Origin of the sequence: Cellulomonas rhizosphaerae (genome assembly GCF_003470205.1) — a bacterium.
GTDB classification, from domain to species: Bacteria; Actinomycetota; Actinomycetes; order Actinomycetales; family Cellulomonadaceae; genus Cellulomonas; species Cellulomonas rhizosphaerae.
Genome location: NZ_QWKP01000189.1, coordinates 10108 through 27510, shown reverse-complemented (window position 1 = coordinate 27510; position 17403 = coordinate 10108). Strand labels below are relative to the sequence as shown.

At 72.8% G+C, this 17403-nt stretch carries 14 protein-coding genes and 1 tRNA gene; 6 read left to right on the top strand and 9 right to left on the bottom strand.

Annotated features, from left to right (window positions below; all coding sequences use genetic code 11):
- From D1825_RS17990 to D1825_RS09280, 3 genes are all read right to left on the bottom strand, one after another.
- Positions 1–306, bottom strand: a 306-nt coding sequence (locus tag D1825_RS17990; RefSeq protein WP_199721551.1) for a hypothetical protein, incomplete at its 3' end; no start/stop codon positions are given.
- 375 nt (positions 307–681) lie between these two features.
- Positions 682–1338 carry a response regulator gene (locus D1825_RS09285; RefSeq protein ID WP_118767140.1) on the bottom strand — a complete coding sequence of 219 codons (657 nt, stop codon included), beginning with the start codon at positions 1336–1338 and terminating at the stop codon, positions 682–684.
- Positions 1335–2444: a sensor histidine kinase gene (locus tag D1825_RS09280; protein WP_138067548.1), complete on the bottom strand. Its 1110-nt coding sequence runs from the start codon at positions 2442–2444 to the stop codon at positions 1335–1337. The genes D1825_RS09285 and D1825_RS09280 overlap by 4 nt, the downstream gene beginning before the upstream one ends.
- 621 nt (positions 2445–3065) lie before the next feature.
- On the opposite strand from D1825_RS09280, the gene D1825_RS09275 reads away from it, so the two are divergent.
- Positions 3066–3434: a hypothetical protein gene (locus D1825_RS09275; RefSeq protein ID WP_118767138.1), complete on the top strand. Its 369-nt coding sequence runs from the start codon at positions 3066–3068 to the stop codon at positions 3432–3434.
- 469 nt (positions 3435–3903) lie between these two features.
- Here D1825_RS09275 and D1825_RS09270 read toward each other — a convergent pair whose 3' ends face one another.
- Positions 3904–4848 carry an AraC family transcriptional regulator gene (locus D1825_RS09270; RefSeq protein ID WP_158580708.1) on the bottom strand — a complete coding sequence of 315 codons (945 nt, stop codon included), beginning with the start codon at positions 4846–4848 and terminating at the stop codon, positions 3904–3906.
- A gap of 222 nt (positions 4849–5070) precedes the next feature.
- Between D1825_RS09270 and D1825_RS09265 the strand changes: the two genes are divergently transcribed.
- From D1825_RS09265 to D1825_RS09255, 3 genes are read left to right on the top strand one after another with little or no spacing between them, the layout of a single operon-like run.
- Positions 5071–5976 carry an alpha/beta fold hydrolase gene (locus D1825_RS09265; protein ID WP_118767136.1) on the top strand — a complete coding sequence of 302 codons (906 nt, stop codon included), beginning with the start codon at positions 5071–5073 and terminating at the stop codon, positions 5974–5976.
- Between the two features lie 15 nt (positions 5977–5991).
- Positions 5992–6825, top strand: coding sequence for an alpha/beta fold hydrolase (locus tag D1825_RS09260; RefSeq protein ID WP_233549782.1), 834 nt, complete (start codon positions 5992–5994; stop codon positions 6823–6825).
- Positions 6826–6852: 27 nt separating this feature from the next.
- A complete protein-coding gene (locus D1825_RS09255) occupies positions 6853–7686 on the top strand; it encodes an alpha/beta hydrolase (protein WP_118767135.1) in 834 nt (277 codons plus the stop codon).
- Positions 7687–7786: 100 nt separating this feature from the next.
- On the opposite strand, the gene D1825_RS09250 is transcribed toward D1825_RS09255, so the two are convergent.
- Positions 7787–7869 (bottom strand) — tRNA-Leu (locus D1825_RS09250).
- A gap of 131 nt (positions 7870–8000) precedes the next feature.
- Between D1825_RS09250 and D1825_RS09245 the strand changes: the two genes are divergently transcribed.
- Entirely contained in the window at positions 8001–9233 is a 1233-nt protein-coding gene (locus tag D1825_RS09245; RefSeq protein ID WP_118767134.1) for an AI-2E family transporter, read from the top strand.
- Here D1825_RS09245 and D1825_RS09240 read toward each other — a convergent pair.
- Positions 9220–10098: a dihydrodipicolinate synthase family protein gene (locus D1825_RS09240; RefSeq protein WP_118767133.1), complete on the bottom strand. Its 879-nt coding sequence runs from the start codon at positions 10096–10098 to the stop codon at positions 9220–9222. The two genes, D1825_RS09245 and D1825_RS09240, sit on opposite strands and share 14 nt — an antisense overlap.
- A gap of 143 nt (positions 10099–10241) precedes the next feature.
- On the opposite strand from D1825_RS09240, the gene D1825_RS09235 reads away from it, so the two are divergent.
- Positions 10242–10874: a hypothetical protein gene (locus D1825_RS09235; protein ID WP_118767132.1), complete on the top strand. Its 633-nt coding sequence runs from the start codon at positions 10242–10244 to the stop codon at positions 10872–10874.
- 6 nt (positions 10875–10880) lie between these two features.
- On the opposite strand, the gene D1825_RS18595 is transcribed toward D1825_RS09235, so the two are convergent.
- From D1825_RS18595 to D1825_RS09215, 3 genes are read right to left on the bottom strand one after another with little or no spacing between them, the layout of a single operon-like run.
- On the bottom strand, positions 10881–14735 hold the full coding sequence (locus D1825_RS18595) for an error-prone DNA polymerase (RefSeq protein WP_233549780.1): 3855 nt from the start codon (positions 14733–14735) through the stop codon (positions 10881–10883).
- Positions 14728–16440 (bottom strand): DNA polymerase Y family protein, encoded by a 1713-nt coding sequence (locus D1825_RS09220; RefSeq protein ID WP_118767131.1) that lies wholly within the window; start codon positions 16438–16440, stop codon positions 14728–14730. Before D1825_RS09220 ends, D1825_RS18595 begins: the two co-directional genes overlap by 8 nt.
- Positions 16437–17258: a hypothetical protein gene (locus D1825_RS09215; protein WP_199721550.1), complete on the bottom strand. Its 822-nt coding sequence runs from the start codon at positions 17256–17258 to the stop codon at positions 16437–16439. Before D1825_RS09215 ends, D1825_RS09220 begins: the two co-directional genes overlap by 4 nt.
- Positions 17259–17403: the final 145 nt, after the last annotated feature.

Here is a 17403-nt window from a genome sequence, read left to right as displayed (position 1 = left end):
CGCCCCGTCGTTCGGCGCGCCCTCGTCGTGCGTCACCGCACCAGAACCATCACCAGCACTGCCCTCGTCGTGCGCCACCGCACCAGAACCATCACCAGCACTGCCCTCGTCGTGCGTCACCGCACCAGAACCATCCCCAGCGTTGGTACCGTCGCCGTGCTCGACCTCACCGGCCGAGTGCGTGGCACGGTGATCGGTCGGCACGGCGTCGTCAGCAAAGGCTCCTGCCGCCGTGAAGATCCCCGTCAGACCGAGGCCGAGTGTCGCGACTCCGGCGAGCGCCGTGGTCCTGTTGAGCTTCTTCATGATCGAACTCCTTCAGTTCCGGTTCCTGCTTGCTTGATGTCTCCACCATGGCTCTGCGCAGCACCCCCCGACCTCATCCGATCGGTCGCCCCCCCTCATCACCTCGGTCGCCCGACGAGCACCGGAACCGCGGGCCGCCTGAGAGTGTCGGAGCGGGTTGGCAGACGTGGATCGCGTTCCGCCTGGCAGCAGGCGGAGCACTCCCGTGCCGCCTGTCCCAGGACGACCGGCCGTGACGGGCCGCGACGTCGCGCCGCGGCGGGCCTCAGGAAGAGATCGCCACAACGACGACCCCGACCTCTATCGGGGCCCGTTCATGGCGTGACGTCGTCGGCGTGCGAGAGGATGGCGTCCTGCGGCGCGGAGGCGTGCCCGCTACGAAGGCGGTTCGAGACCAGCTTGGAACCCGATGATGGCGGCCTGGGTGCGATTGGCTGCGCCGAGCTTGGCCATCGCGTGGGCGAGGTGGGACTTGGCCGTCGTCTCGGACATGTACAGCCGGCGGGCGACCTGGGTGTTTGACATCCCCGCGGTCACGCAGCCCAAGACGTCTCGTTCACGCTCGCTCAGCGCGTCGACCGCGTCCGTGACGCTCGGGCCCGGCTGGGGCAGCCGGCCACCGAGTGCGTCGAGCAGCTGCCTGGTGACGGCGGGCGAGAGGATCGCGTCGCCCGCTGCCGCGACCCGCACGGCACGGCGCAGCTCATCAGTGGAGGAGTCCTTGAGCAGATACCCGGCTGCCCCGTCGCGGAGGGCAGGGAGGATGTACTCGTCGTACTGGAAGCTGGTCAAGACGATCACTGCCACGTGGGGCGCGGAGCGTCGAATCTCTGCCATGGCCTCGAGCCCGTTCATCACGGGCATCTGCATGTCGAGCAGCACGACGTCCGGGCGGTGAGCCAGGACCGCGTCGACGCCTTCGCGACCGTTGGCGCCTTGCCCCGCCACGTCGATGTCGTCAGCAGCGCCGAGTAGCTCGACGAGCCCTTCTCGGAAGAGGGCCTCGTCGTCGACCACCACGACGCTGATCACTGGTCCGCCCTCGGCAAGGTCGCCTCCACGACGAACCCTCCTTCCGGCGTCGCCGCGGCGTTCCAAGTCCCGGCAAGCATCGCGACTCGTTCCTTCAGCCCGAGCAGTCCGTGGCCACCTGTGGTCATCTCGTGATCCACTGTGCCCGACGGCCGCCCGTTGGTCACGCGCACTCGCACGGCGCCTGGACCGTCGGCGATCTCGATCGACGTGTCGGCGCCCGGTGCGTGGCGGACTGCGTTCGTCAAGGCCTCGCGCACGACGAGGACTGCGGTGCGCTCGGCAGCGTCGGGTGGAGTGCGGCCCTCGGCCACGATCCGCACCGCGATGGGTTGACCGACCTCACGCATCTCGGCCACGAGGCCGTCGACCTCGTCGAAGGCGAGGCGAGCGAGGCCTGGCGCTGCCTCGTCATGCCGCAGGCGCCCGAGCACCTGACGCATGTCGTCCAGTGCCGCCCGGCCGGTCTGCCTGATCTGCCCGGCGACCTCGACGACGTCAGCGGCCGAGCCCGACTCGATGCGATTGGCGTTGAGCACGATCAGCGAGATGCGGTGCGCCACCACGTCGTGCATCTCGCGGGCCAGCCGGTCCTGCTCGGCGGCTCGCACCGTCTCCGCGAGGTGCACCCTTCGTGCCGCCTCAGCCGTCGCACGGGTCTCCGCCGCGTCCGCGGCGGACCGTGCTGCCCCGCCGAGGATCCAGGCAACCAACGTCAGGGTGACCATCGCAGCCAGATGACCGGGCTGCCAGGGTCGCGCGGACACGACCCATCCCAGGACGAGCAAGCCCTGGGCTCCTAGCACGACCGCGACGACCTCGCGCGTCTGCCGGAGGCGGCGTCCCACAAGGAACGCGCAGACGCATGCCGCCAGGACCGGCGAGTACACGCTCAGGGCGACGCACGCGACGTACGCCCACAGCGGCCAGCGCCAGAGCACACCGAGGAGCACCGCGCCGACGACCTGAGCGACGACCTCGACCGCGACGGGCCTGCCGAGCTGATCCGCGTCAGCGCGGATCACCACGATGCCGACACCGAACACAGCGGTGGCGATCGCGATCACGGCGCCCGTGCGCCGGTCGTCTCCTGCGAGGCGATCCACGTCTCCACGCTACTGCGGGTTGCCCTCCGCCCCTCCCCCCGGAGCCGCGCGTTCCGAGCTCGAGTGCGGCCGATCGGACGAGCCGTGGTGACCGATCGGAGGAGGCCGACCCGCCTCCCCGAGCCGCACGCTGGGGTGGTCAGGCCAACCCGGCAGCCACCACACGCTGGAGCGAGGAACTCATGAAAATCCGCCGCACCCCCCGCAGGGCTGCCGCAGTCGCTCTGGCGATCTCGGTAGCCAGCGTCTTCGGTACCGGTGGCGCACTCGCCGCCGACCGACTCACGACCGCCACCACCGACCTGGGCTCGGTCTCGGCGCCTGGCTCGCAGGCAGCGCCCGCCGGTCCGTCCACCACGACGCCACTGCTTCGGCCGCGACGAAGGACGACCAGCCTTCGGAGCCGATGAGGTTCGACACCCGCGTCGAGCACACCGTTCCGGTTGCTGCCACCACCCTACCGGGTTCCGACATCCGCGCCGTGGCCACGGCCATGCTCTCGGTGGTCGCGGCCGCACTCGTGTCACTCGTGCGTCAGATCCGACGGGAGGACGAGGGCCGTCGAGGCGTTGATCGATGAGACCGATGGGCCGGAACTCCCTCACATGAAAGGAGGACATCATGACCTTCGCCACGACTTTCCTGATCGAGACTCCCGAGCAGGAGCGAGCTCGCCTCGCCGAGTTCCCAGCCGGCTCGATCAACCACGCTCTGTCCACGCTGCCGGTCCTCATCACGGACCCGCTGGAAGGGCTGCTCATCAGGCTCCCGGCGATCGTCGACCGGGGCCCTCTCACCATCGTCGTCGTACCGGTGCGGCGCTTGACCTGCACCAGCCTCACGGCCGAGGAGCTGCGCCGTCGGCACGGCGGCTACTGGAAGTGCGTCGTCGTCGCTTCCGAGGATCCCAGGTACCCCGTCGGTGGCCACAATCTGTCGGTGTCGGAAACCCGCCTCGTTCGTGGCGAGCAGATCAGGATCGGCCTGTGACGGCGTTTCGAGCTAGCGGCACGTGCGCACGACAAAGGCCCCCGATCGGCGGGACCGGGGGCCTTCGTCGTCGCTGTCTCAACGAGTGTCCGGAGGGGGACTTGGCCGCTTGCGACACACGCCTCCGTGATCGCCCTACGGCCTTGACCTGCGGAGACGCGTTCACCTCCCGGTCCTCCGAGTCCGGAGCGTCGACGCGCGCCCGTCGAGGACCGTATCGCCCGAGCCTGCGGCGCGGGCGCGGTTCGGGCCCCATCTGATCCCGGTAAGGGGGGTTCGGCCGACAGGGCCGTGCCGTCAGCTGGCCTGCAGGTCAACGGCGTGCCGTGAGTCCGGCCGACGCCGCGGGAGACGCTCAATCCCGGCGGCTCCGGCGCAGCCTCGGCACCGTCGGCCGGGATGCGTCCGCCCGCGGACCCGTTGCCTGCCGTTTGCAGGCACCGCGCTCGAGGCGGGAACAAGCGCGCGGTCAACGCCGCCGGTTGAGTGCCTGCCACTCGCTCGGCGACAGCTCGTACGCCTCGCGGAACCTGCGCGCGAAGTGCGACGTGCTGGAGAACCCCCAACGCCGTGCGACCGCCGCGATGGAGACAGGCGCCGACGACGGTCGCGCGAGCTCCTCGTGGGCGCCGGCGAGCCGCTCGGCGATGATCCACTGCTCGAGGTGCAGGTCGGCCTGCGCGCACGTCTTGTAGAGGTGCCGGAGGGAGACGTGGTTCGCGGCCGCGACGGTGCGCGGGTCCAGGGCGCGGTCTGCCAGGTGTGCGCGCACGAACTCCTTGACCTGCAGCAGCAGGATGTCGCCCGTCGTCTCGCGGTTGAGGCGGTCGTCGTCGGTGACGCTGGCGATGAGCGCGCGTGTGAGCGCGATCGTCGCGGTGCCCAACGAAGCGGCTGCCACGGGGTTGAGATCCCCGGCCACGTCGCGGACCTCGGCCATGTGGCGGTGGAACAGCGGCGCGAGCGGGCTGTCGCTGAGGTGCTGGAAAGCAGGGCCCGCGAGGCGGGACGGGACACCGAGGAGGTCGCGGGGAACCTTGGCGGTCGTGGTCCAGGTGTCGGTGACGTGGTGGACGTAGGGATGGGTCAGGTCGGTGCCCCAGACGCCCGTCGGTCGTACGGGCATCTCGCGGTCGAGCTGATGGTGCGCGCCGCGGCCCTTGAGGCCGCACGTGATCAGGTAGGTCGGCTGCTCGTCGCCGGCCCGCACGGTCCGCCTCAGCGTGTGTGCTGAGCACCGCGCGTCGATGACCTCCACGCCGCCGCCGAGGTCCCACGCCTGCATCCGCAGGTGGACGCTCTCTCCGCCGCGAGCAGGTGCCATGAACGTCGCCGACGCGGCGCTGGTGATCGCGTCGTGGATGGCGCCGTAGCGCTCACGGGTGGGCAGCGTGGCGCTGTCGAAGACGAGCACGACGACCCCCTCCAGCGTTGGGGAATGGCAGTGCGGGACCCGAGCCTGGCGTCTCGACGACTGTAGCCGAGGGGCCGCGCCTGGGGACGCCCAGATTCTGTCCCTGAGTGCCCGAAAGCGCATCCACCCGTTCCCTCGCCGACAGGCGGTGTTCGACCCTCGTCAGGAGCGCTACCGGCCATCGGTCACCGACCGGCCGTTCCCCGACGACAAGGAGTCCTGATGTTCACGAAGCTTCGCTCACGAACGAGCGCGCTCCTCACCGTGCCCATCGCGCTGGTCACGCTGCTCGCGACGACCGCCGCGACCTCCACCCTGCCGTCGATCGGCTGGGGCGCCACGTCCTCCACCGCTGCCACCGTGTCCGCGACGACCGTCGGCGCCCGTACGGACGGCCCGGCACCGGTCCATCGAGGCAAGGCACCGACGGTCGTCCTCGTGCACGGTGCGTTCGCCGACGCGTCGGGCTGGAACGCCGTGACCACCCGCCTGGTCGCCCACGGCTACACCGTCCTGGCACCGCCGAACCCGCTACGCGGCCTGACCGCGGACGCCGAGTACCTGCGGACGTTCCTGTCCACCATCGCGGGGCCGGTGGTCCTCGTCGGGCACTCCTACGGCGGCGCCGTCATCACGAATGCCGCCACGGGGAACCCGAACGTCAAGGCGCTGGTGTACGTCGCGGCGTACGCGCTGGCTGAGGGCGAGAACGTCGCAGCGGCCAACGAGCTCGGCGGCGGGCACTCCGACCTGCTCGACCACATCGTGGTCCGCCCCTACCCCGGCGCTCCCGAGCAGGACGGCGACGTGTACGTGAACCCCGGCTCGTTCCGCTCCATCTTCGCGCACGACCTCCCGCGGTCGCAGACGACCGCGATGGCCGCCGGTCAGCGTCCCGCGACGTTCGGTGCGCTGATCACGCCCTCCGGTCCGCCGGCGTGGAAGACCATCCCGTCGTGGTACCTGCGGGCAGGTGACGACCACCTGATCCCACCGGCCGCCCAGGCCGCCATGGCCGCGCGCGCCGGCTCGTGGACCCGCACCATCGCCAGCTCGCACGTCGCGATGATGAGCCACCCGGGCGCCACGACGAAGATCATCCTGCGCGCCATCCACAGCACCGACTGACCGGGTGCGCTCGAGATGAGCACGGTCATGGACGCCTTCCTCACCGACGACGGCGCCGAGATCTTCTACAGGGACTGGGGCACCGGCCGGCCGGTGATCCTCTCCCACGGCTGGCCCCTGCACTCCGCCAGCTGGGAGGTCCCGCAGCGGCGGCTGGCCGAGGCGGGCCACCGCGTCATCGCCCACGACCGCCGCGGTCACGGCCGCTCCAGCCAGACCTGGCACGGCAACGACATGGACACCTACGCCGACGACCTCGCGTGCCTCCTGACGACGCTCGACCTGCACGAGGTGACACTGGTCGGGTTCTCCACGGGCGGCGGCGAGGTCGTCCGCTACCTCGGCCGGCACGGCTCGGAACGCGTCCGCAAGCTCGTGCTCGTCTCTGCCGTCCCACCGCTGATGCTGCGCACCGACGACAACCCCGACGGTCTCCCAGTCGACGTGTTCGACGACCTCCGCACCGCGGAGGACGACGACCGGTCCCAGCTCTATAGGGACCTCGCCGACGGGCCGTTCTTCGGTCACAACCGCCGCGGCGACGTCACCCAAGGGTTCCGAGACGCGTTCTGGCTGCAGTCCATGGCGTGCGGGCACCGCGCCGCGTACGAGTGCATCGCCGCGTTCTCCGCCACCGACTTCCGCCCCGACCTGGCCACGGTCGACATCCCCACGCTGGTCATCCATGGCGACGACGACCAGGTCGTCCCCTTCGACGTCGGCGGCAAGCGCTCCGCCGAGCTCATCGCCGGCGCCGAGCTCAAGGTGTACCCCGGCGCACCTCACGGCATCACCCAGACGCACCACCAGCAGCTCACCGACGACCTCCTCGAGTTCATCGACCGCTGAACCCCAGAGACCACGAAAGGCACAGCCATGACCAAGCATCCCGACACCATCGTCCTCATCCACGGCTTCTGGGTCACACCCCGCTCCTGGGAGCACTGGAAGTCCCGCTACGAGGCGAAAGGCTTCACCGTCCACACGCCCGGCTACCCGGGCTTCGAGGTCGAGGTCGAGGCCCTGCGGGCCGACCCCCAGCCGATCGCCGACCTCACCATCGAGGCGATCGTCTCGAACCTGGAGCGCTTCCTCGACACCCTCGACACGACCCCGATCCTCATGGGCCACTCCGCGGGAGGGGCGTTCATGCAGGTCGTCATGGACCACGGCTACGGATGCGCGGGCGTCGCCCTCAACTCGGCTCCCGTCGAGGGCGTGCGCGTCACGCCGTGGACCCAGCTCCACTCGGTCTTCCCGGCACTAAAGAACCCGCTCAACCACCACCGGGCCGTCGGGTTCGACGCCGAGCAGTGGAAGTACGCGTTCACCAACACCTACACGGACGAGCAGTCCCTCGCGTTCTACGAGCGGTACCACATCCCCGCCTCCGGACGGGTGCTGTTCGACTCCGTCCTGGCGAACTTCAGGCCCGGCCACCAGGGCGCCTGGGTCGACTTCACGAACGCCGATCGGGCCCCCTTGCTCTTCCTGTCCGGCTCGGCGGACCACATCATGCCGCCCTCGGTGCAGGCATCGAACGCCAAGCACTACACGGCCAAGGACACGATCACCGAGCACGAGACCTACGAGGGCCGTCCCCACCTCATGGTCGCCGGACCCGGATGGGAAGAGGTCGCCGACCGCGCGCTCGAGTGGGCCCTGGCCAACGCCTCGATCACCCCACCAACCCACCAGCCGACGCCCTGAGGATCGTCGCCGTACGGGCCGCCTGCCAGGAGGTGCCACGACACGACGAAGGCCCCCGATCGGCGGGATCAGGGGCCTTCGTCGTCGCTGTCTCAACGAGTGTCCGGAGGGGGACTTGAACCCCCACGCCCGTTAGGGCACTAGCACCTCAAGCTAGCGCGTCTGCCATTCCGCCACCCGGACAGGTGGACCACCGGAGGCCCGAAGGCCCCCTGAGGTGCGGCAGAAAAGATAGCACGGCGCGGCAGCCGAGCACGCATCGGTCCCTCGGTGCAGACTGGCCGGAGCATCCGCGCACCAGTCTGAGGAGATCGATGTCCGACGCCCCGAATGACCGTCCGGCCAGGGCATACGTCGCCCCACCGGCGCGGAAGGTGGCGGGTGCGCGGCGCAATCCCAACGCCCTCGGCATCGACGAGCAGACGGCGCCACGGTGGCTGAGATCACTCGCCGGTGTCTCATGGCGGCTGATCCTCGTCGTGATCGCGATCTTCTTCGTGTTCTACGCGGTCTGGCACGTCCTGCTGCTGTTCATCGCGCTGTTCCTGGCCTGCGTGTTCACCGCGGTGCTGCGCCCGCTCGTCGAGTGGCTCTCCAAGGTCATGCCGCGGGGCCTCGCGACCGGGCTCGGACTGCTTTCCGGGATCGCGTTCTTCCTCGGTCTGCTCACCTACGTGGGCTACTCGATCATCGACCAGTGGGACGACCTGTCGAAGCAGTTCAGCACGGGCATCACGCAGATCACCGACTTCCTCGAGAGCGGGAAGCTGCCGTTCACGATCACCAACGAACAAATCGTCAAGTGGATCGACTCCGGGCAGCAGTGGCTGCAGGACCACGCCGGTGAGCTCGCCACGCAGGCGGCCGCCCGGGCGGGCTCCGTGGTCGAGATCTTCACCGCTCTCGCCCTGGCGATCTTCTGCACGGTGTTCTTCCTGGCCCGCGGCAAGGAGATGTGGACCTGGTTCCTCAACCAGCTCCCGGCTCGTCACCGGGAGACCTGGAAGATCGCCGGCGGGGCGGGCTGGTACACGTTCTCCGGCTACACGCGCGGCACGGTCATCATCGCGCTGACGGACGGCGCGCTGGCCTTCACGCTGCTGCTGATCCTGGGCGTGCCGCTCGCTGCCCCGCTCGCGGTCCTGGTGTTCATCGGTGCGTTCATCCCGCTGGTCGGTGCGCCGACGGCGATGGTCGTCGCGATGATCGTCGCCCTCGCCGCCAACGGACTGTGGTCGGCGGTGGCCGTCGGCGTGGGCATCGCGCTCATCGGTCAGTTCGAGGGGCACATCCTGCAGCCGTTCATCATGGGCAAGCAGGTCTCGATCCACCCCGTCGTGATCGCGCTCGCCGTCACGGCCGGCACGCTGACCGGGGGCCTGCTGGGTGCCGTGATCGCCGTGCCGCTCGTGGCCGTGTTCTGGGCGATCTTCTCGCGGCTGCGGACCATCGACCCGCCGATGTCGGAGGACGATGCGGACGACGACGTGGAGCCCGACGACGACGCGCCGCAGATCGACGACGACGAGCCCGTCAAGGCACGCTGAGCAGCCGGTCCACCTCATCGCGCACAGACGCCGGCGGCTCGAGCAGCGGGCGGGGCACCGAGCCGAGGTCGACCCCCCACGCGCGGCCGACGAGCGGCGCGAGCCGCGCGATCCCCCACTGCTGGGACAGGTCCAGCCACGGCCGGATCGCCTCGAGCTGTGCAGCCGCGGCACCCTCGTCGCCGGCGGTCGCCGCGGCGGCTGCTGCGACGAACGGCTCGGGAAGCAGGCCGGCGAGCCCGCAGTGCCAGGTCTGAGCGCCCGCGAGCAGCCCGTGGACACCGAGCAGGTCGCCGCTGAAGCCGATCTCGACGTGCGCGGGCACGGTGGCTGAGAGCGCGGCGTAGCGGCCACGCAGGTCGGATGCGTCGACGCCGCGGTCCTTGGTGCCGCCGATCCCGGGCAGGTGGGCGATGCGGGCGAGCGTCTCGACGTCGATCTCGACGCCCGTCGTGCGCGGGTTGTGGTAGATCCAGACGGGCCGCTCGGCCGCGCTCGCGACGTCGCTGAACAGGCCGACGACCTCGTCGGGGGTGAGCGGGAGGTACGCCGTGGTGCCGAGCAGGAGCGCGTCCGCGCCGGCGTCGGCGGCATCGGCGGAGTGCTCCAGGACGGCGGCGGTCGTCAGTGCGCCGATCCCTGCCAGCAGCGGGACGCGGCCGTCGATCACCTCGGCGGCCGCCCGCACCACCCGCTCGCGCTGTGCGCGGTCGAGGTAGGCGAAGCCGCCGGCCGACCCGAGCACGGCGATCCCGTCGACGCCGGCACCGACGGCCCGGTCGACGAGCGCCTGGAAGGGCTCGGCGGCGACCAGCCCGTCGGCGGTGCGCGGCGTGGGCAGGTACGCGACGAGGGGTCCGAACATGCGGCCAGGTTAGGGGCTTGGCGTCGATCGTCCGACGACGCGTCCGGCGTGGCCGATGGCGCCGCGGCAGCCGCTCAACCCGGGACGCGACCGGTCGATCAGGTGGGGCACCAGTGTCCCCCGCCTCGTGTCTGGAGCTCTCCGTGGTCTCCCTCCGCCGTTCGTCCTCCGCCCGCCTGTTCGTCCTGATCGGTGCCCTCTGCCTGGCCCTGGTCGTCTCGCTCGGCCTGGCGGACCCTGCCGCCGCCGCGGGACAGATCACCTTCGCGGGGAGCGCCACTGTTCGGCCGGCGAAGGCATCGAAGGCTGCCAAGCCGACCGCCGCGCAGGTCAAGGGCGCGCGGAAGGTGGCCGGCAAGGGCGGCGTCTCGGCGCTGCGGACGCTGCACAGCCTGCCGGGCTCTGCCGGGGTGCACCTCGTGTGGAACGACCCCGCGCTCGGCTCGCACCTGGGCGGCGTGCGGATCGGCAGCACGACGACGGTCCTGCTGAACTCCCGCCGCCTGGCCGGCAAGCCCTCGCTCGCGCGCGACGTGGTGCGGCACGAGATCGCGCACATCTACCAGGGGCGACTCATGCGGACGTACGGCCTCACGTGGGCGCAGCTCGGGCGCAGGCTCGCCCCGGCGTTCGGCACGAACGGCCAGGAGAAGGTCGCCGACTGCGTGGCCCGCTCGTTCGGCGCGACCTGGACGGGGTACACCTCACGCTGCTCGGGCTCCGCGAAGCACGCCTGGGTGAAGGCGATGATCGGCGGCTACCTGCCCCGGCGGTGACGGGCGCTACCGGAAGTCGCGCGACGAGCTGCGGACCTTGAGCGACAGCGGCGAGAGGTGCTCGGCGACCAGGTTGGTGGCGCCGTCGGCGCGTTCCAGGCGGCCGCGCACGACGAGCGCCTTGGACGTGCGGGCCACCACGCGGAACTTGCTCCACAGCCCGGGCGAGCAGATGACGTTGAGCAGGCCGGTCTCGTCCTCGAGGGACAGGAACGTGATGCCGCCCGCCGTGCCCGGCCGCTGCCGGTGCGTGACGACGCCCGCGACCGCCACCCGGCGCCCCTCCTCGTGGCGGAACGCCTGCTCGACGCGCAGCACCCCAGCCTCGTCGAGCCGGTCGCGGACGAACTGGGTCGGATAGGAGTCCACCGAGACCCCCGTGGCCCACACGTCCGCGGTCGCCGTCTCGACGTCGCTGAACCCCGGCAGCATCGGCGCCTGCACCCCGACGCTGACACCCGGGAGCGTGTCCGGCCCCTCCTGGGCGAGCGCCCCGGCGGCCCACAGCCCCTCGCGTCGGCTGATGCCCAGGCCGTCCAGCGCGCCGGCGGTCGCGAGCGCCTCGAGCTGCGCGGTCGTCAGCTGCACGCGCCGTGCCAGGTCCCGCTGGTCGACGAACGGCCCGTGCGCGTTCCGCGCGTCGACGATCCGCTGCGCCAGCTCCTCGCCGATCGTGCGCACCGCGACCAGGCCCATCCGCACGGCCAGCGCACGCGGCCTCGTCGTCGCCTCCCCGGTGCGGACTCCCGCGGGGACCGCCGGGCCGGTGCCGCTCGGGGCGGGGACCAGCACGGGCTCTCCCCCGTCCGGCGGCGGGCCGAGCCGCTCGACGCACGCCTGCACGTCGGAGAGCTGCACGTCCGGACGCAGCACCTCCAGGCCGTGCCGGCGCGCGTCCGCGGCCAGGCTCTGCGGCGAGTAGAACCCCATCGGCTGGGCGGCCAGCAGCCCCGCGTAGAAGGCGGCCGGGTGGTAGACCTTCAGCCACGCGCTCGCGTAGACCAGGTAGGCGAACGAGTACGCGTGCGACTCGGGGAAGCCGAAGTCGGCGAACGCCTTGAGCTTGTCGAAGATCTGCTCGCCGACCTCCGGCGTCACGTCGTTGCGGGCCATCCCGGCCATCAGCCGGTCCTTGAGCGCGTACATCCGCTCGGTCGAGCGCTTGGAGCCCATCGCGCGACGCAGCTGGTCGGCCTCCGCGCCCGTGAACCCGGCCACGTCGATCGCCATCTGCATGAGCTGCTCCTGGAACAGCGGCACGCCGAGCGTCTTGTGCAACGACTTCTCGAGCAGCGGGTGCAGGTAGGTGACCTTCTGCCGGCCGTGCGCGCGCTCGATGTACGGGTGGACCGAACCGCCCTGGATCGGGCCGGGACGGATCAGGGCGACCTCGATGACGATGTCGTAGAACTCCTTGGGGCGCAGCCGCGGCAGCGTGCCCATCTGCGCGCGCGACTCCACCTGGAAGACCCCGACGGTGTCCGCCGCGCTGAGCAGCTCGTACACGCCCGGGTCCTCGTCAGGCAGCGCGTGCAGGTCGAGCTCGCGACCCTCGTGCTCCTTGACGAACCCGAACCCGATCCGCAGCGCGGTGAGCATCCCCAGGCCGAGCAGGTCGAACTTCACCAGTCCCGCGTCCGCGCAGTCCTCCTTGTCCCACTGCAGCACCGTGCGGCCGGGCATCCGCGCCCACTCGACCGGGCACACCTCGATGACCGGCCGGTCGCACATGACCATGCCGCCCGAGTGGATGCCCAGGTGGCGCGGCAGCCGCAGGAACCGCTCGGCCAGGTCGAGGACCTGCTCGGGGATCTCGTCCAGCTCGCTCGCGGCGGGCGGGCGCAGCGCGGGGACCACGTCGTGGCCGTCGGCCGTCGCGAGCCCGGCGACCTCGGTGCCGCGCGGCGAGCGGGTCGGCGGCAAGGGTTCGCGCGGCGAGCGGGTCGGCGGCAGCGGTTCGCGCGGCGAGCGGGGCGCAGAGGCGGGTTCGCGCTGCAGGCGACCGGGCGCCGCCGGCGCGCGGTCCTCGCCCCACATGGCCGCGCGGGCGTCGTTGCGCTCCATCCGCGCGGTCCTGACCGGGTCCGCCACCGGGTCGACGACCACGGGGGCGCTGAGCGAAGCCACGGGCCACGGGTCGGTGTGACCCACGTGCGGGCGTGACGGTCGGCCGGCCGGGCGCGGCTGGGCAGGACGTGGCTGGGCAGGCTGCGCCCGGCCGCGGATCGCCGTCGGCTCCGGCCGCCCGCGCGGGACGGTCGACGTGCCCTTGCCGCGGGTCACGCGAGGCACGGGCGGCGGCGCTGGTGTCGACAGTGCAGATGCCGGCGGCATGGCAGGGGCAGGGGCAGGTGGCCGCAGGCTCCCCCACCGCTCGATCGACGACGCCCAGGCGTCCTGCTGCCCGGCGTCGAACCCGAGCGCCCGAGCGGCGTCGCGGATCGCGGACCGTGGCCGGTAGGAGATGACGTTGGCCACCTGCGCGGCATGCGTGCGGCCGTGCTTCTCGTAGACGTACTGGATGACCTCCTCGCGGCGCGCGGACTCGATGTCGACGTCGATGTCCGGCGGCCCGTCGCGCTCGGGGGCGAGGAACCGCTCGAACAGCAGCCCGTGCCGCACCGCGTCGACCGCGGTGACCCGCAGCGCGTAGCAGACCGCCGAGTTCGCGGCGGACCCGCGCCCCTGCGCGAGGATCCCGTTGCGGCGGCAGAAGGAGACCAGGTCGTAGACGACCAGGAAGTAGCCCGGGAAGTGCAGGTTCTCGATCACGCGCAGCTCGTGCTCGAGCTGCGCGTACGCACCCGGGATGCGCTCCGACTCCGGTGGCCCGTACAGCTCGAGCGCTCCCTGCCGCACGAGCTCGCGCAGCCAGCTGGCCTCGGTGTGGCCGTCCGGCACCGGGTAGGGCGGCAGGTCCGGCGCGACGAGCGAGAGGTCGAACGCGCACTCGTCGGCCAGGTCCGCCGCGGTCAGGACCGCCTGCGGGTGCCGGCGGTGCAGCGCGAGCATCTCCGCGGCCGAGCGCAGGTGCGCGACCGGCCCGCCGGGCAGCCAGCCGTCGAGGTCCTCGAGCGACGAGCGCGCACGCACGGCGGCCAGCGCGTGCGCGAGGTCGGCGTCGCGCGGCGTGGCGTAGTGGACGTTGCCCGTCGCCACGAGCGGCAGGTCCGCCGCGGCCGCGAGCGCGGCGAGGGCGTCGGCCCGCTCGGAGTCGTAGGGGTCGCCGGACGCGGTGACCTCGACCGCCACGTTGTCTCGCCCGAACAGTGCCACCAGCCGATCCAGCTCGCGCCGCGCGTCGTCGAACCCGCCCGGTGCCACGCCCGTGCCGCCCGAGGGGTCGCCGCCCGCGAGCGCGCGCCGGACCGAGCCCTTGCGGCACCCGGTCAGCACGAGCCACTGCCCGTCGGCGGTCGCCGCGAGCTCCTCGAGCCGGTAGTCCGCGGCGCCCTTGCGCCCGGTGCGCAGGTGGGCCTCGGCGATGGCGCGCGACAGCGCGCGGTAGCCCGCAGGCCCGCGGGCGAGGACGAGCAGGTGGGACGCCCGCGGGTCGGGCACGCCGGTCGGCGCGTCGAGGACCGCCAGCCCCGGCGTGGCACGGGTGCGCTCCCGGGAGTGGCGACGACCGTCCGGGGCGGGCAGGTGCAGCTCGGCGCCGAACACGGTCGGCAGCCCCACGGCCTTGGCGGCCTGGGAGAACCGGACCACGCCGTACAGGCCGTCGTGGTCGGTGAGGGCGAGCGCGCGCTGGCCCAGGCGGGCGGCCTCGGCGGCGAGCTCCTCGGGCTGGCTCGCGCCGTCCAGGAAGCTGAAGGCGGAGTGCGCGTGCAGCTCGGCGTACCGCGGTGAGCTAGTCATAGGTGGCCTCGCACGTCCATCCTGCCGGGGTGCACGCGAGCAGCATCGCAGGGCCTTCGTCGAGCGTGACCTGCACGTGCGCGCGCAGGGTCGGCGCGGCGTCCCCCGTCCACCAGCGCTCCCCGAGCAGCCACGGGCCGGCCCACCCGGTGACCTTGCGCGGGCGCGGGTCGCCCGCCGCGCCGTCCTCCTCGGGCAGCACCCGCACCCAGGCGGGCTCGCCGCTCATCCCGGTGCGCACGTCCAGCTCGACGGGCCGCCGCTCGGCGTCGCGGACCTCCACCCGCCGCGGCACGGTCAGGACCGTCGCCGGTGCAGGGTCCGGCAGCCGCCCCGGCCACGGCCGGTCCATCGGGCGGGGCGGGGTGGTCTGCTCGCCCCACGGGCGCAGGTACACCTGGTCGCGCACGTCGCGCCCGCCCTGCAGGGTCGCGGTGAGCAGCCCGGCACCACCGACGAGCCCCTGCACGCGGTCGAGCGCGCGGTGCGCGCGCAGGTCCCCGCCCGAGGGTCCGCCCCACAGCCGCCCCTGCTCGGCTCCCGCAGGTGCGACGTCGAGCGCGGTCACCGCGAGCCGGACCAGCGCGACGCCCGGCTGGTCGTGGTCGGGGCCGGGGTCGTCGACCGGCCAGTCGTCGCGACTGCGTGAGGGCTGGCGGCTGACCCCGGCGGTGCGTGCGTCGGCAGCCAGCCCTCGCGCAGTCGTGACGGCCGACGCGGTGAGCCACCCCTCGAGCTGCCAGCGGATGCGGTCGGTGATGCGCGCGGGGGTCAGCCCGCCCCAGCCGCCGAGGTCGGTGCGCCACGTGCGCACGAGGTCCTCGCCCTCGTCGGTGCGCGCCGCGATCTGCAGCCGCCCGCACGTGACCGAGCGCTGCACGAGCATCGCGTGCAGGTCTTCGGCGAGGCGCCGACCGGCGAAGGTCGCGGTGTCGACGCGGTCCACGGGCGGCTCGAGCTCGGCGGAGACCTCCAGGTCGGCCTCGGGGCGACGGCGGGCGGGCGGGCGCTCGTCGTCGCCGCGCGCGAGCAGGTGTGCCCACGCCCCGAGCCGCCCGAAGCGGGCGTGCACGTCGGCGGCGGGCAGCGCGGCGAGCCGGCCGAGCGTGCGCAGGCCGAGCCTGCCCAGCAGGTCGACCAGGTCCCCCACCTCGGCGGCGACCTCGTCGGTCACCGTCGCGTGCACGAGCTCGGCCACGCTGCGCTCGGCCAGGAACGCGGCCGAGCGCCCGGGGGGCACGTGCGCGCCGGTGCGGGCCGCGAGCACGGCGGCGAGCATCCCGTCGGCCGTGCCGACCCCGCACTCGTGACCCGAGCCTGCGGCCACGGCGTCGACGAGCCGTTCCGCGAGCGCCTCCTCCGACCCGTGGTAGCGGCTCGCCCCGCCCGCGGGCAGCAGCAGCATGCCCGCGCGGACCACCTCGATGCCGGCCACCACGCTCTCGGCGGCGACGGCGACCGGCTCGAACATCCGCACGTCGCGCGCGTCGTCGGCCGCGAGCAGCACGAGCTCCGGGCAGCACCCCTGCGCCTGGCGTCGGCGCATGCCGCGGCGCACGCCCTCGAGGCGCGCCAGGGCGGAGACGGCCGTGACCCGCTGCCCGTCGTGTACGGCGACGGGCAGGTGGCGGGGCACCTCGTCGGCCGCCGCCGCCGCGACGACGGGCCAGTCCGGCACCCACAGCACCGTGGTCCGCGTGCTCATCCGACCAGCCGCAACGTGCGCTCGGTCTGCTCGACCTCGACCTCGACCTCGACGACCACCGGCGCCATCGCACCCAGCGGGAGCGTCACCTCCACGACGTGCGGCACGGCCGCGCTCCCCCGGCCCGTGCGCGCCACCCGCAGGCTGTGCGTCCGCAGCCGCCCGTCGCCCGCACCCACGCCGGTCCAGCGCGCCTGCTCCACGGTCAGCACGGCGCTCGCCCCGGACCACGCCACGGTGGGCAGCAGGACGGCACCTCGCTCACGCGCCCGGGAGGACAGCCGGCGGCGGTCGGCATCGCCCAGCGCGACGTCCGGCCCGACGACCACGACGTCCAGCCCGTCGACGAGCGCCGCGAGCACCGCCGCGGCATCAGCACCGGGACGCGGCACGAGCGCGAGCCGGTCGAGCGCGACCCCCGCCTGCGCGGCCGCCAGCAGCCCGATCGTCGGCTGCCCGACGACCGCAGCCCAGGCCCCTCCGGCGCACGCGTGCGCGAGCAGGGTCAGCACGAGCGAGGTGGAGCCGAGCACGGCCGTGGTCCCTCCGCGGCGCAGCCCGTCGGGCAGCACCTCCGCGAGCTGGGCAGGCACGGGCAGCGGCGGACGCTCGGAGGTGATCAGCGCGGTGCTGCGGACCACCTCGGGCGCGCGCAGGGCGACCGGGTCGACCGCAGCGACCGCGTCCCTCTCGTCGGCCGCGCGGATCGCGCCGTCCGGCCGCAGCACGCTGCGTGCACCGGTGCGCTGCTCGGCGTGCGCGAGGGCCGCGCGGGCGAGGGCGGCACGGTCCTCCCTGCTCATCGTGCTGGTGCCCACACTGCACCTCCTCCCACCTACGGCAGCGCGCTGACCTGCGCCTTCATACGATTTCGACACGTTTGTCGAACACGTGTTCGAGTATGCAGTAGACGCCCACACGACCTCCGGTGTCAATCCGCGGGGAGGGCGAACGGCGTGCGCG